The 14,835-nt window shown below is 71.1% G+C and carries 8 protein-coding genes; 5 read left to right on the forward strand and 3 right to left on the reverse strand.

Annotated features, from left to right (window positions below; genetic code table 11):
- The first annotated feature begins 139 nt into the window (after positions 1-139).
- The 4 genes from ACWDCZ_RS34790 to ACWDCZ_RS34805 all read left to right on the forward strand — a co-directional run bounded on the left by ACWDCZ_RS34790 (position 140) and on the right by ACWDCZ_RS34805 (position 3,770).
- Positions 140-1,372 carry a hypothetical protein gene (locus ACWDCZ_RS34790; protein ID WP_449817958.1) on the forward strand — a complete coding sequence of 411 codons (1,233 nt, stop codon included), beginning with the start codon at positions 140-142 and terminating at the stop codon, positions 1,370-1,372.
- A complete protein-coding gene (locus ACWDCZ_RS34795) occupies positions 1,356-2,129 on the forward strand; it encodes a hypothetical protein (RefSeq protein WP_449817959.1) in 774 nt (257 codons plus the stop codon). The genes ACWDCZ_RS34790 and ACWDCZ_RS34795 overlap by 17 nt, the downstream gene beginning before the upstream one ends.
- Before the next feature lie 147 nt (positions 2,130-2,276).
- Positions 2,277-2,921, forward strand: a complete 645-nt coding sequence (locus ACWDCZ_RS34800) for a dihydrofolate reductase family protein (protein ID WP_387972324.1) — start codon at positions 2,277-2,279, stop codon at positions 2,919-2,921.
- A gap of 6 nt (positions 2,922-2,927) precedes the next feature.
- Positions 2,928-3,770: an alpha/beta fold hydrolase gene (locus ACWDCZ_RS34805; RefSeq protein ID WP_449817960.1), complete on the forward strand. Its 843-nt coding sequence runs from the start codon at positions 2,928-2,930 to the stop codon at positions 3,768-3,770.
- A gap of 394 nt (positions 3,771-4,164) precedes the next feature.
- Here the strand turns inward: ACWDCZ_RS34805 and ACWDCZ_RS34810 are convergent, their stop codons facing one another.
- Positions 4,165-6,372: a M4 family metallopeptidase gene (locus ACWDCZ_RS34810; protein ID WP_449817963.1), complete on the reverse strand. Its 2,208-nt coding sequence runs from the start codon at positions 6,370-6,372 to the stop codon at positions 4,165-4,167.
- A 336-nt stretch (positions 6,373-6,708) separates the two neighbouring features.
- Between ACWDCZ_RS34810 and ACWDCZ_RS34815 the strand changes: the two genes are divergently transcribed.
- The gene (locus ACWDCZ_RS34815) at positions 6,709-7,224 is read left to right on the forward strand and encodes a DinB family protein (RefSeq protein ID WP_449817961.1); all 516 of its coding nucleotides are present in this window, start codon (positions 6,709-6,711) and stop codon (positions 7,222-7,224) included.
- A gap of 157 nt (positions 7,225-7,381) precedes the next feature.
- On the opposite strand, the gene ACWDCZ_RS34820 is transcribed toward ACWDCZ_RS34815, so the two are convergent.
- A complete protein-coding gene (locus ACWDCZ_RS34820; RefSeq protein WP_449813705.1) occupies positions 7,382-8,158 on the reverse strand; it encodes a hypothetical protein in 777 nt (258 codons plus the stop codon).
- A gap of 3 nt (positions 8,159-8,161) precedes the next feature.
- Positions 8,162-14,683, reverse strand: a complete 6,522-nt coding sequence (locus tag ACWDCZ_RS34825; protein WP_449817962.1) for an RHS repeat-associated core domain-containing protein — start codon at positions 14,681-14,683, stop codon at positions 8,162-8,164.
- Positions 14,684-14,835: the final 152 nt, after the last annotated feature.

Here is a 14,835-nt window from a genome sequence, read left to right on the forward strand (position 1 = left end):
CACGGTGAGACACGGGGCAACAAGGGCCCGGCCCACCCCCCCCCGGGTGGGGGGGGGGGGGGTACGGCGACGGACCATTGTCATTATCGACGGCTTCGAGAGGTCCTCCGGGGCTCCCGTACACGGCAGGTACCGCCTGATGGACGCACCACAGCGCACAGAAGCCCGCATCGAGGACGCGGACACCGTCCTGGTCGCGCCCTCGGTACTCCAAGACACCGACGTGGCCAGGGACTTCTTCGGCTCCACCATCACGCCGGAGGACCTCGCCTCCCGCCCGCCCGACCTCGCGGGGAAGACCGTCTACCTCTGCGGCGACCTCTCCGGCCTCAGCCGCCGCCAACTGGACGCCGCCGCCCGGGTGTTCGTCATCCGGGAGCTGTCGCACGGCTTCCATGAGGACACCGACGGCCCCTGGACCCCCGTCGACCTCGGCCGGGTGCCCGTCCGGGTCCACGGCGTCGGCGTCTACTACCGCCGCTTCTTCGCGCCCGGCGACGACCACTTCGAACGGATCCGCGCGGAGCACGAGTTCCAGTCCCTGACGGAGTCCACCAAGCCCGGATCGGCCCACCGCAGCGGCATCTACCTGACGCCCGTCACGCGCGACGGTGACGAACTGCACTTCCGCCTGCTCCGGTGCTCCACCAACCTCTCCGGGCCGACCGAGGGCTTCCGCCCGACCGACACCCGCATCGTCGAGGCGCTGAACCGCGAGGCCGCCGCCGTCTTCCGGGACCAGGCGCCGCTGAACCACGTCCTCGCGCAGATCTACCACAACACCCGTGCCACGGTCGGGCGCAAGCAGTCCAAGGCCAGGATCTCGGCCCATGCCGACAAGACCAAGGACATGCCCGCCAACGGCATCATGGCCTTCTGCACCTTCTACGACCGGCTCGACGGGCTGCGGCCCCTCGCCGGGGACGCCTTCGACCAGGGCGTGAAGGGTGTCAGCGGGCTGACCAGGCTGCACTTCCGCCTCAAGGAGCCGGCCGGGGCCCACGACGGGGTAGGGCTCCCCCCGCAGTTCACCCTGACCCTCCACCCCGGCTCCGTCCTGCTCATGCCGCTGTCCACCAACCGCCTGTACACGCACGAGATCCGGCCCTCGGCCCTGGACGCCGGGCTGCTCCCGACCCGCCTGGGATACGTGGTGCGCTGCTCGAACGCCGAAGCCGTCCACAAGGACGGCCGCACGTACCTCAAGGAGGCGGCCGGAGGCCTGGTGGAGCTGGAGCCGCCCACGGAGGCCGGCATGGACGAGCTGCGCAGGCTGTACGCCGAGGAGAACAGGACCTCGTCCTTCATCGACTACGGCGACGAACTCCTCTTCAGCATGAACTCGGGAGACTACGGTGCCCCTCGGATCTAGCGCCCCGGACGGGATCCTCTCCTACGCCCTGCCGACGGAGGACGACCTCTTCGCGGAGCTGTCCGCGTCGACCCGCTGGGAGGACGTGGGCAAGGGCCGGCAGGGCGCCGTGCTGACCAGGCCCGACGAGGCGGGCGGCGTGCCCCTCGTCCGCACCACCACCCGGTACGGCAGCCCGGCGCAGCGCTTCCGGGCGGTACACGAACGGCTGGCGCAACGCGTCCAGGACCGTACGGCGGTCCCGGTCGGCTTCGACAACGCCCTGATCGAGCGCTACACGAACGCCTACACCACCATGGGCGGCCATTCCGACCAGGCCCTCGACCTCGCCGACGGCTCGTTCATCGCCGTCTTCTCCTGCTACCGGCGCCCCGAGGCGGGCCCGCCCCGGAAGCTGGTCTTCGAACCGAAGGAGCCCGGTGGCGGTGAGGGGTTCGAGATCCCGCTCAACCACCACGGCGTCGTCGCGTTCTCCGTCGACGTCAACCGCAGGCTCCGGCACAGGATCGTCCTGGACGCGCCCGCCGAAGCGGCGGACAACCAGTGGCTGGGCGTCACCTTCCGTACCTCCAAGACCCTCCTGCGGTTCCGCGACGGGCACGCCCACCTCCCGCAGGGCGCGCGCCTGACGGCGGCCGACGAGGAGCAGAGCCGGGAGTTCTACCGGCTGCGGCGCCGGGAGAACCAGGAGACGGACTTCGGCTACCCCCCGCTGACGTACACCGTCAGCGGGAGCGACCTGCTGCCGCCCGTCTGACCCTGAGGGGAGCATCGGGGGTGAGTCGGTCGGCGAGTCGGCGGCGGGTGGGGAAACCGGGCACCGGCGTGGCGATGAGTTTTCCGGCCTCGGAAGGTCTACACCTCGACCGGGACGACCACCTCACCCCCCACCGGGAGCACAGACATGGGCCTCATCCAGATCGAACTGTTCGCGACCCTCGACCTCGTCGGGCAGGCGCCCGGCGGGCCCGACGAGGACCCGGAGGGGTTCCCGTACGGCGGCTGGCAGGCACCTCTGTTGAACGAGGTCACCGGCGCGCAGATCCTCGCCGCGTACGAGGGCACGGACGCCCTCCTGCTCGGCCGGCGGACGTACGACCTCTTCGCCTCCTACTGGCCGCAGCAGAAGGAGGGCGAGATCGCCGAACTCTTCAACCGCGTCCCGAAGTACGTGGCCTCCCGGGGTACCCCCGACCTCCCGTGGGCCGGATCCACGCTGCTCGGCCCGGACCTGGCCGGCGCGGTGCGCGCAGTCCGCGACCGGCACCGGAACGTGAAGGTCGTCGGGAGCCTGAACCTGGTGCAGACCCTCCTGCGAGAGAAGCTCTTCGACCGGCTCGACCTGTGGGTGCACCCCATCGTGCTCGGCGTCGGGAAGAAGGTCTTCGACGACGGCGCGGTGCCCACCAACCTCACGCTCCTCGAACCGCCGGTGGCGGGTGCGCAGGGCACCGTGTACCTGCGCTACGGGCTCGCCGACGGCACGCCGAGGACCGGCGACATGAGCCTGCCCGACCGGGGCCTCGGGCACGACGACGACGCCCGGTGACCCGGGATGGCCACCGTCTCCGTCAACGGGACCGCCCTGGGCGTCGAGTCGTTCGGTGACGTCGACGCGCCGCTCGTCCTGCTCGCGGGCGGGCCGACGATGCTCTCCTGGCCCGACGCGCTCTGCGAACGCCTCGCCGCCGGCGGGCGCCGCGCCGTGCGCTACGACCTGCGCGACAGCGGGGAGTCGACGACGACCGACCCGCGGGCACCCGGCTACACCCTGCGCGACCTCGCCGCCGACGCGGCGGCCCTCGCCCACGCGCTCGGCGGGGCGCCCGCGCACCTCGCCGGGACCGGCGTCGGCGGGATGGTCGCCCAGGTGGCCGCGCTCGACCACCCGGGCGCGTTCTCCGCGCTCACCCTGGTCAACACCCGCGCCGTCGCCCCCGGCCCGCCCGACGACGACCTCCCCGACCACGACCGGGCGACGATGAGCCGCCTGTTCGCCCGCCCCGCGCCCGACTGGAGCGACCGTACGGCGGTCGCGGAGTTCGCCGCCACCGGCGCGGAGATCCTCGGCGACGACCCGATCACGGCCCGCGCCGTCGCCGCGCGTATCTGGGACCGCACGCCCGGCACCGCGCCCCCGGTCCAGACGGCCAACCACCTGGGCACCGTGTTCGCCGGGCTGGACTGCACACCCCGCTGGCGCGAGCGCCTGCCCGGGATCGGGGTCCCCGTCCTCGTCGTCCACGGCCGCCGCAACCGGTTCTTCCCCGTCGGCAACGGCGAGGCGATCGCGCGCGCCATCCCCGGGGCGCGACTGCTCGTCCTCGACGGGGGCGCCACCGCGATCCCCGACGCGGCGGTCGGCACGGTCGCCGAGGCGATGCTCGCGCTCGGATAGCGGATAGCGGGTAGCGGCGGCGGTTGGTGGGCGGTGCACCCGCGGAGCGGCTGCGCCAGGCGCGGGAGGGGACCGGCGGGCCGATCGGCCGAGGCGGGCCGGAGGATCCGTACGGGCGCGCGTGGACGGCGGACGCCGGAGCGATCATCCCGGACGGAACGGCGGGATGACGGCCCGTCGGGGGTGCTAGAACCGTCGACGGCTGTGAACGCCCACCCGCGAACACCGCCCTTCGTACCGTGCGACTCGGGCGGCCCGCCCGTGGGTCGTGGCTCCCCGGCTGATCTCGGGTGGCGGCCAGTGCCGCACGTGAAAGAGGTGATCCGGTCGGCGATGGCGTGGATGCCGTCGCCGACCGGATCGCCTCAGGGGGCCGTGCTCAGTGCGGGTGCGGTCAGAAGATGAGCTTCCAGCCGTCGAGGTGGCCGGAGTCGCCGCGGTACGTGTCCTGCATGCGGAGGCGCCAGGTGCCCTTGGCGGGCTGGGCGGAGGCGTCCACCGTGTAGGTCTCGATGACGTTCTCGCCCGAGTCGCTGAAGCTGCCCTTCTTCAGCGAGTACACCGTGCCGTCCGGGCCGACCAGGTCGATGACCAGGTCGCCGCGCCAGGTGTGCTTGATGTCCACGCTCACCTTGAGGTCGCTCGGCGCCTGGCCCTGGAGCCGGTCGACGACGATGTCGGAGAAGACCGCCGGGCCGCCGTCCGGGATCGGCAGGGAGGTGCTGTTCGCGAAGATGCCCGGGGAGACCCGCCAGGTGAACGTCGTCGACGTCCTGCCGCGGTGGGAGCTCTGGGCGGTGACGGTGACCGTGTAGGTGCCCGGGAGGGCCGGGACGCCGGTGACGCGGCCGGTGACCGGGTGGAGCGTCAGGCCCAGGGGGAGGCCGGTCGCGTGGTAGGTGACGATGCCGGGGTTGAGGTTCGAGGCCTCGACCCCGAGGTCGGCGGAGGTGCCGATCGCGGTGATCTGGTTGGCGACGGGCTCCAGCAGGAGGCCGTCGACGACGCGCGGGCCGACGTTGATGGCCGCCCAGGCGTTGGCGGTGTTCTGGTACGTCGTGCTGTTCTTCCCGTACAGGTCGGCGGCGGCCTGGAGGGTGGCGGTGCGGGCGGCCGCGTAGTTGGTCGACGAGGTCATGTAGGTGGTGAGCGCCCGGTACCAGATCTTGGCCGCCGCGTCCCGGCCGATGCCGGTCACCGGCAGGCCGTCGGAGGTCGGGGAGTCGTAGGCCACGCCGTTGACGGTCTTGGCGCCGCTGCCCTCGGAGGCCAGGTAGAACCAGTGGTTGGCCGGGCCGGAGGAGTAGTGGACGTCGACGGAGCCGACGTCGGCCGACCAGTAGTCCCTGGAGCGGCCGTCCTTGGAGGGCTTGTCCATGTAGCGCAGCGGGCTGCCGTCGCCCCGGATGTCGATCTTCTCGCCGACCAGGTAGTCGCCCTTGTCCTCGGGGTTGTCGGCCCAGAACTCGATCGCGGCGGCCATGATGTCGGAGGTGGCCTCGTTGAGGCCGCCGGACTCGCCGCTGTAGACCAGCTTCGCGGTGGCGGAGGTGACGCCGTGGGTCATCTCGTGGGCGCCGACGTCGATGGAGGTCAGCGGCTTGACGTTGCCCGCGCCGTCGCCGTAGGTCATGCAGAAGCAGGCGTCGGACCAGAACGCGTTGACGTAGTTCTTGCCGTAGTGGACCCGGGTGTAGGCGCCTACGCCGTCGTCCTTGATGCCGTTGCGGCCGTGGACGTTCTTGTAGTAGTCCCAGGTGAGTTGGGCGCCGTAGGCGGCGTCGACGGCCGCGGTCTGCCGGTTGGCGACGGTGCCGTCGCCCCAGGTGTCGGTCGGGTTGGTGAACAGCGTCCTGGTGCCGCTGGTGCCGTTCAGGTCGTAGGTGCTGTGGCCGCCGCGGGTGTTGTCGGTCATCGCGAAGCCGCCGGCGACCGCCGAGGTGCCGATGGTGACCTGGCCCGAGTACTTGCTGGTGCCGACGCCGGTCTCGATGCCCTGGTACTCGAAGATCTTCTTGCCCGTGTCGGCGTCGGTGATGACGTGCAGTTCGGACGGCGTGCCGTCCTCCTGCGTACCGGTGACCACCGTCTCCCAGGCGAGCCGCGGGGTGCCGGACGCGGCCCAGACCACCTTGCGGGCATCGTCGGCCGCCGCCTCCGTGACCTTCGCGCTCCCGGCGCTGTCGAGCGCGAGGCCCTTCGCCGCGTCGGCGCTCTCCTTGGGAGTGGTGTCGACGGCGATGTCCGCCTCGGTGGCCTTGGTGACGCCCCTGGTGGTGCCGTCGGGGGCGGTGTGGACGACCAGGTCGCCGCCGAGCACCGGGAGTCCGTCGAAGGTCCGCTCGTAGCGGGTGTGCAGGCTGCCGTCCGCGTCCTTGGTGACGCCCTTGACGACCAGCGCCTCCTTCGCGTCCAGGTTCAGCGACCTCGCGGTCTTCGCCAGGGACGCGTCCGCGGAGGCCAGCAGCTCGCCGCGCTGCTCGGGCGACAGCTGCACCGGCATCGCGCCGGCGAAGGCCTGGACCCCGGCGGGGGCCTCGGCGGGAGTCCCGGCAGGAGTGTCGGCGGCGGCGACGCCGGGCGTCAGAGCGGCCACGACCATCGCGGCGCCGACTAGCAACGCGCCCGCGGTGGTGGACTTTCGGGGGGATCGAGTCACACGGAACTCCTTCTGCGACGGCCCGGGTTCGGGGGCCGGAGTCAGCCGGGCGGCCTGGGGTGACGCCGCCCGGTAGAGCTGGTGGTTCGAATGAGATGGGAAGGAACAGTGTCATTTTTGGTCTGAACGCGTCACCCTCTGTGCAGCAAGTTGGCCGAATACCTTCGCCGATGACGTAATGGGGAGGTAATTCCTCGCCAGAAGGCGAGCAATGCGGGGGGAAAACCGGTGCACCGCGCTGTCGTGGGTACCGGCACGACGCCGTGGCAGACTCGGCCCATGACGATCTCCCTGCCCGAGCCCGACCAGCAACTCTCCGACCCCAGTGAGCTGTTGCTCGACTACCTCGACTACTACCGCTCCGTGATCGGCGCCAAGACCGAGGGGATGTCCGACGCGGAGCTGCGCGCCAGCCGGCTCCCCTCCGGATGGACCATGCTCGAACTGCTGAAGCACCTCGTCCACATGGAGCAGCGCTGGCTGCGCTGGGGCTTCCGCGCCGAGCAGGTCCCGGCGCCCTGGGGCGACCGGGGCCTGGAGGACCGCTGGTACGTCGGGCCGGAGGAAACGGCCGCCGAACTCCTCGCCGCGCTGCACGCGGGCGGCGAGCACACCCGGGCCGTCGTGTCGGGCACGCCCCTGTCCACCGTCGCCGCACCCGGCGGCCGCTTCCCCGACGACGGCACCCCGCGGCCCACCCTGGGCTGGATCCTGTTCCACGTCCTCCAGGAGTACGCCCGCCACGCGGGGCACCTGGACATCGTCCGCGAGCTCACCGACGGCGCCACCGGCTGACGCCCGCGGTCGGCGGGCGTGCGGGCGGGTTCAGCCGACCCCGGCCCCTCGGCCGCCCCGGCGCCCCACTGAGATCACCCCAGGAGGACCCCCGGACATGCCACAGGGCGGCAGCACCGGCCGAACCGGTGCTGCCGCCCTGTGTGTTCCCGTCCGGTCAGCCGAGCGGGGTCAGCTCCACCTCGTAGCGGTAGAGCCGGTCGTTCACCCAGCACGCCAGGTCGGCGCCGGCGGTGTGCCGGGCGAGTTCGGCGAGCAGGCGCTCGGTGAACTCGCCCAGCTGCCGGGCGTCGACCGCGGCGGCGCCGGAGCGGGCCCCGGCGGCGAAGGGGAGTTCCTCCGCACGGGACGACACGGTGTAGGCCACCGAGTTGCCCGTCTCCTCAGCCGGTACGACGTGCCGGCCGGGCTCGTCCTCGGTGAAGACCAGCCCGGTGCCCGAGGCGGCGCGGTTGGCCGCCTCGACCAGGGAGAAGCCCGGTGCGGTCAGCGGAGCCTCGCTCCCGAGCCGCAGGTCGACCGTACCCTCCGACAGCTCCCGCAGATCGACGCGGTAGCTGTAGGCCTCATCGACCTCGAACACCGACTCCGCCTCCGGCCACGCGGTGTGCAGCTTGGCGACCAGAAACCGGCAGAACGCTCGCAGGGAACCGATGCTGTCGTCGGTCTCCTCGGTCGTCCAGTAGATGGACACGTGGATGAAGCAGTCATAGTCACGCTCCCGACCACTGGACGGCCCGTCGAAGGCAGCCCCGGCGAGGTCACCGGGCTTGGTACTCAGGCGGAAACGGAACTTCGATCCGTCCGCGCCCACGGTGTGGTGCCACGGAGCAGTGAGCGGGTCGGTGGTCGGTGCGAGGACGTCGGCGATCTCCTGAGCGGTGAGAGCGGGCCCGGTCGGTCGTCTCACCAGGATGGCGGCATCGGTCGACATGGTTCAGCACCCGTGGCCCTTGCACTTGTAGTCGCCACCGATCCTACCGTTGATGGTCCAGCCCCCCGGGTCTCCGGCTGCCCAGATGTGGTACTCCTGGAAGTCCGAACTTTCGTTCCGTAGGTATTCGTTCAGGCTTGACATGGCCGTCTTGGCGGAATAGTTGTCCGGCATACGGATGTACGTACGCACCGCACCCTTGCCGTTGGATTTCGACATGTTGTGGCGGACGGCATTGTCCCCGGGCTTGGTCTGCTTGAACTCGGACGGTACCCCGTCGACCCAGGCGTCGAAGCCCTTTCCGTCCCGTCCGCCCGTGTCGAGGGGCGCCTTGACGTGGGCGCCGCTCCGGGCCAGTTCGAAAGCTATCGCGTACTCGCTGTTGCTGAGCGACAGGGTGGTGAGATTGCTCCCCTTCTTGGTCAGCGTCTTGAACCGCTTCTCATCGAAGGGGGTGTCGGACTCGTCGATCCGGCCGGCGATGTCCTCGACGTAGTTCCGGTCGACGATGTCCTGAGCCAGGTTGGCCCACTGGCAGCCGTCCCGGGCCGAGCGGTGGCAGTACTTCTTGTTGATCTCCCGGATCTTCTCCAGGTACTCGCCGATGATCGGGTTGTCCGGCTGCATCAGCCAGGCCACCCGGGCCTCGTGCCACTTCTTGCGGTTCTCCGGGGTACCTGCGGTGGTCTTGGTCGGGGACGGCGATCCGCCACCGCCACCGCCACCGCCGCCACGGGTACTGGGAACCTCGTCGTCGTCACCGTCGTCGGTGCAGTTGGTGACGCACTGATTGCCCATGGTCGGCTCGTGGAAGGCGCCGTTCATGCCGACCCAGCCGTGCAGTGCCATGTCGTTGCCGGAGCAGTCGTCGGCGCACATCTTGCGACCGTCGGGGTCGCTGGTGCTGGTCGGGTTGCCGCCCGAGTAGGCGTACCCGTTCAGCTCCTTGGGGCTGGCCGGGTCGAACACCGGGTCGATGCTGAGGAACCGGCCCAGGGACGGGTCGTAGTCACGCGCTCCGAGGTGGACCAGCCCGGTGGGCTCGGTGACACCGCCCAGGAAGCCGTGGCTGCCCGACCAGGTGGCCGGCGCCGCGCCGCGCTGCTCGCCGTACGGCGTGGTCCGCTTCTGGGCGACGGCGCCGGTGGACGCGTCGACGTTCAGCTCGGCGGTGGAGTGGTGGTCGGCGACCTGGAAGGCGACCTTGTTGTCGTCGGTCCGGACGGCCGAGGCCTGCCCCAGCGAGTAGTACCTGGTGGCGACGGGCTTGGCCGCGCCCTTGGTCAGGGTCAGCTCGGTGGTTCCGAGGTAGAGCGTCCAGTTCTCGGCGCCCGGGTTGGCGCTGTCCAGGACGTGCGAGGTCAGCCGGCTGCCGCTGGGGTCGTAGAGGTACTCCGTCGTCTTCGTGCTGGTGACGGGCCCGTTCTTGACGGTGTCGACGACCTTGCCGAGCTTGCCCTCGGCGTCCCAGGTCAGCGCCTGGTCGCTGGTGGCTCCGGCGGTGAGGTCCCGGTGGCGGGCGATGGTGTTGCCCGCCGGGTCGTAGCCGGCGGTCTCGGCGAGGACGCCGGCGCCGCTGGTGCCCTTCAGGGTGTGGGGCTGGGCGGCCGTCGGGCCGGGGTAGCTGTACTTGGTGGTGACGTCCTTGGCGGGGTCTCCGGTGGTGTCGTGCCGGGTCTGGGTGTCCCGGGTGCTGTCGGGGTTGAACTGCCAGCTCGTCCAGTACGGGGCCGGGCCGCCGAGCGCCTTGGCGTCGGGTGTGGCCGGGCAGCCGGTGCCGCTCGGGGTGAACGCCTCGGTGAGCCGGGCCAGGTAGTCGTACTGGAAGCACTGCCGGTCGGTGCCGGCGCGCGAGGTGTCGGTGATCGACGTGACGTTGCCGACCTGGTCGTAGGTGTAGGCGGCCGCGCGCAGCGGGCTCGCCACGCCGTACTGGTCGGTGCGGCTGGACGCCAGCCGCTGGGTGCCCCACTCGTAGGCGTTGGTGAGGTAGAGCTGCTTGTTCGCCGTCCCGTCGGACAGCGTGCTCTGCAGCGGCTTGCTGGTCAGGCTGTAGGTCTGGTTGGTGAGGTAGCTGCTCAGACCCTGGGCCGTGGTCATCCGGGTGAGGGCGTCGTAGCCGAAGGCCACCGACTCGGCGGCGAGGTTGCCGGCCGCCGGGTAGCTGATGCTCTGCTGCTTGCCGTCGAGCCGGTAGATCGTGCCGCTGACGTAGTTCCCGGCGAGGGCCTCCTGGCCGGGGACGGACGGCACATTGAGCGTGCTGCGGGTCGGGCGGCCCAGCGCGTCGTACAGCGACCAGGTGGTCGTGTACGGGTAGGTGGTGCCGCCGACGGTCGCGTACCGGGTCGCCGAGGAGATCAGGCCCTTGTTGCCGGACGGGTCCCAGGTCTGCGAGGTGAGCAGCGGGCCCGACACGGAGCCGGAGCGCAGCTCGGTCTGCCGGTCGAGGTTGTCGTAGGTGTACGCCAGGGTCTGGTTGTTGCCGTCCCGGCTGGTGGCCAGCCGGCCGCGGTCGTCGTAGGTCTTGACCGAGGTGCCGGAGTCGGGGTCGACGGTCTTGACCTGACGGCCCTGCTGGTCGTACGTCCAGTTCCACTGCGTCCCGTACTGGTCCGTCAGCTGGGTGGTGTGTCCGGCCGGGTCGTAGCCGTACCGGATGGTGTCGTAGGCGCCGCCGGGGGAGCCCCCGCGGTACTGGCGGATCTCGCTGGTCCGGCCGCGGGCGTCGGTGATGGTCGTCGCCGGCGTGCCGCCGGTGGGCGGGGTGACGGTGACCCGGTCGCCGCCGTACTCGGTGAGCGTGGTGGCGATCGGGGTGCCGACGCCGTTGCCCGCCAGGGTGGTGGACTTGACGACGCGGCCGAGGCCGTCGAAGGCGACGGCGGTCTGGGTCTCGACGCCGGTGGCGTCCTCGACCTTGAACAGGGTGCCGGAGGCCGCGCCGGTCGCGTAGTAGCCGGCGTAGGCGAGTGCGGCCTGCCCCTGCTCGTCGTAGAAGGTGTCGGTCAGGACCCGGCCGCCGTTGTCCCCGGGGGACTGGGTCTGACGGGCCCGACCGAGACCGTCGTACAGGGTGTACGCGGTGGCCTGGGAGCCGTCGGCGTTGAGCGCCTTGGTGGAGACGACGCGGATCTGGCCGTCGTTGTCGGTGTACCCGAACTCGTGGTTCGGGGTCTGGCCGGTCGACTTGGAGCGGTTCGGCAGCCAGACCTTGAGGGTGCGGCCGAGCGCGTCGTACAGGCTGTCGGTGCGGCGGTTGTTGGCGTCGACGGTGTCGACGGTCTGGCCGCGCAGCAGGTCGAGGTCGGCGACGGAGACCATGGCGGTGGCGGGGTTGCCCGCGACCACCGGAGGCCCGGTCGTGGTGACCTTGGTCGGCCGGCCGTTCGCCGGGGCGAAGCCGGTGGTGGTGGTCTGCGCCAGCGGGCTGGCGGTGGTCACCGGTCCCGTGGCGCCGGTGGTGTCGAACACCGTGGTGGACGCCAGCTTCGTGGTGCTGTCGGCACGGCCGTAGGCGTCGTAGTGGGTCGTCCCGTCCAGGTAGGTGGCGCGGTTGCCGGAGCGGGACTTCAGGGTGTGCACGGTGGTGGCGTCGCCCTTGACGGGAGCCGCGCCGTAGGCCTGGCCGTCGTAGCGGGTGCGGATGTCCGACAGCACCGCGGAGGTGCCGTCCGCCTGGGTGTCGCGGTTCACGGCCGCCGAGCAGTTGGCGGCGACCATCTCGATCTGGATGCTGCCGGTGAGGATCCAGGCCGCGGTGTTGTCCGCGTACGTCGTGCGGGTGCAGGTGTCGTCGGTGCCGACCGCGACGTCGCCCAGGTCCTCGGTCTGCGTCGTACGGCCGTAGCCGTCGAACGAGGTCGCGGTGCGGGTCTCGCGCCAGGAGGCTCCGGCGCCCTTGTCGAGCGAGGTGAAGGACCGGGTCGCCTGGGTGCCGGTGAGGTTGGCGGTGGTGGTGCCCCAGTCGTTGGAGCGCTTGGCGGTCTCCTTCTTCCACGGCGTGCTGACGGACTTGGAGAGGATCACGCCGCCGGGCTTGTCGTACTGCTCGCTGCGGTACTCGTAGCCGGCCCAGGCCTGGTCGTCGGTCAGGACGGTGCCCTGGCCGTCGTCCACGGTGACGCCGCGCTTGCTGTTCTTGTCACCGGGGTTGTCGCGGTCCTGGTCCATGCCGCGCAGGAAGTAGTGGTCGGCCTGGGTGGTCATGCCGGTGACGCCGCCGGTCTCGACCCGGGCGTGGGCGTAGCCGCGCCACTGGGACCAGGTCTTGAGCTTGGCCGGGGTCAGGCCGTCCTCGTCGTCGAAGTGCCAGGCGGCGTCGCCGAGGTAGCTGTAGTGGGTGACCATGTCGGGCGCGCCGCCGGTGCGGTCGGTGGCGATGACCGCTTCGACGACGTACTTGTTGAACCACTCCGTGGTCACCGGCACGTCGTTGGACGGCTGGTACATCTGCGGGAAGCAGCGGGTGGTGTTGGACTGCGGCGTGGGCAGGGCGTTCCAGTCACACGCGGCAGCGGAGTAGTTGACGTCGATCTGGCCGCCCTGCTCGTCGGTGACGGTGCCCAGCCGCTGCTTGATGAACGGCATGCGGCCGTCGCCGACCTTGTCGAGCCGGTTCGCCAACTGCTTGTACGCGAAGCCGGTCTTGGGCAGGGTGATGGCCGGGGCGGCGGAGGAGCCGGTGTGCTGGATCGAGTCCAGCAGCAGCTGGTAGTCGAAGTCGGCGGTGCCCCACTTGTGGTTCAGGGTCCACGTGTCGACGGCGGCGTAGCTCCCGTCCGCCTGGAGCGTCCTGGCGGTGACGGAGGTCAGGCGGGTGCGGGTGAAGTAGGTCGGCGAGTACCTGCCGGTGCAGTCGGTGCCGTCGGCGCAGTTCTGGTCCCAGGGGGTGTCGTACCAGTACTGGCGGTTGGTGTCGATCTTCGCGGGGTCGCAGAGCGCGGCGTTGCTCTCCAGGCAGCGCTCGGCGGTGCCGAACTCGACCCGGCCCATCGGCTTGACGGTCGCCGAGTAGAGGTCGCCCTGCTGCTGGCCGTACTCGATGTGGTCCAGGCGCCCGCCGCGCACGTACGACGTGCGGTCGGAGGCCTTGAGGTTGCGGCCGTAGTTGTTGGTCTCGGGGGTGTACCAGTAGGTGATGTCGTTGCCGTGGGCGTCGACCACCAGGTCCAGGTTCCACCGCCAGCCCTGCTGGCACCACGAGGACGCGAAGTCGGCGCCGTTGCACGGCTCGCCCGCGTTGTTGCCGAACACCGGCACGGTGTAGACGGACTTGGTCTCCGGCTTCCCGACCGACCAGTTCGGCAGGCGGTTGTAGCCGAAGTAGTAGTTGTTGCCGTCGGCGGTGGTGGCGCGGAAGTACTCGCCGTCGTTGTCGCCGTTGCCCCGGCCGGTGTCGCGCAGGCGGGTGACCTTGGTGTTGTCGTCGCCCTTGATCCGCCACTCGTCGCCGGAGACCGGGATCAGCTCACCGGAGTGCCCCGCGAAGCTGATGGTGGCGTTGTCGGTCGCCCAGCACAGGTCGCCGGGGCTGGCGGAGCCGGTCTTGGGCGCGCCGTCGTCGGCGCAGGCCTTGTAGCTGCGCTCGACGAAGCCGGGCGACAGCTCGAAGCCGTCACCCGCCCACGAGGCCTGGTTGTTGCTGTTGGCCGTCCGGCCGTCGATGCTGCCCGAGTTGTACGTGAGGCCGAGCTTCGGCGTGAGGCCGCCCGGCATCGTGGTCAGCGGCATGTCGTACGACCAGCTGAACGACCCGCTGTTCAGCGAGGTCGACCAGGAGGACGCCGGGGTCAGCGGCGTGGCCTTGTAGTCGCCGCTCGGACCGGCGCTGCCGGCCGTGGCGGCGAGCACCATCGCGCCCGGCGCGGACGCCAGCCGCATCGACCCGGCCGGGGCCGTGGTCAGGGCGTCCGCGGCGACGGTCTGCCTCGCCACGTCGTTGCCGCCCGGCAGCGGGGTCTGCACCCGGCACTCGGGCAGGTCGGGCGTGGTCAGCGCGCACTCGGGCAGGCGGACCAGCTTCAGCCGGGAGCCGAAGCCGGAGCCGGCGGCCTGGGCGAAGGACGAGTAGTCGACGGCCAGGCCGCTGTTCTCGTCGGCGCCGGAGACGGTCAGCAGCAGGCCGTTGATCCCGGCCTTGGCGGCGGCGTCCTGGCCGAGCAGCTCGACCTTCGCCTTGCCCGCCGCGCCGGCGGAGGAGAGGGCGACGGGCAGCTTGCCGGCCTTGACCGCCTTGCCCTTCTCGCCGGGGACGTCGACGGTGGCGCTGCCCGCGCCGGGCAGGGCGCCGTGCTTGCCGTCGACCGTGCTGACGGTGGTGTCGGCCTTGCGGCCCTTGGTCTTCGCGTCCGAGCCCTTGACGGGCTTCTCGGGCGAGACCGCCGAGGGCTTGGTGTACGGTTCCGCGGCCGCCGTGACGGCGGCCAGCGGCAGTGCCGGCAGCAGCGACCCGACCAGCGTGCCCGCGATGATCGCGGACACTCTGGTGCGGGTCGGCCTCGGCACCGACCTCTTCCTGCTCATGTGGGGAACAACTCCTCAGGGGAAAACGGGTGTGACGGACCGTGGGCCGGGCGGCAGGAAGCCGCCCCGCCCCCCCGAGGGTTGGGTTTCATTACCCCGGGGTGGGGGCCCGCGCGACGGTGGTTTTCGGTAATTAAAAACGTAGTAATCAC

It is taken from the genome of Kitasatospora sp. NPDC001225, assembly GCF_053597855.1.

Coding starts and splice junctions, on each gene's coding strand:
- ACWDCZ_RS34790 (WP_449817958.1), top strand. CDS start 140: ATGGACGCACCACAGCGCACAGAAGCCCGCATCGAGGACGCGGACACC.
- ACWDCZ_RS34820 (WP_449813705.1), bottom strand. CDS start 8,158: ATGTCGACCGATGCCGCCATCCTGGTGAGACGACCGACCGGGCCCGCT.
- ACWDCZ_RS34800 (WP_387972324.1), top strand. CDS start 2,277: ATGGGCCTCATCCAGATCGAACTGTTCGCGACCCTCGACCTCGTCGGG.
- ACWDCZ_RS34805 (WP_449817960.1), top strand. CDS start 2,928: ATGGCCACCGTCTCCGTCAACGGGACCGCCCTGGGCGTCGAGTCGTTC.
- ACWDCZ_RS34815 (WP_449817961.1), top strand. CDS start 6,709: ATGACGATCTCCCTGCCCGAGCCCGACCAGCAACTCTCCGACCCCAGT.
- ACWDCZ_RS34810 (WP_449817963.1), bottom strand. CDS start 6,372: ATGGTCGTGGCCGCTCTGACGCCCGGCGTCGCCGCCGCCGACACTCCT.
- ACWDCZ_RS34825 (WP_449817962.1), bottom strand. CDS start 14,683: ATGAGCAGGAAGAGGTCGGTGCCGAGGCCGACCCGCACCAGAGTGTCC.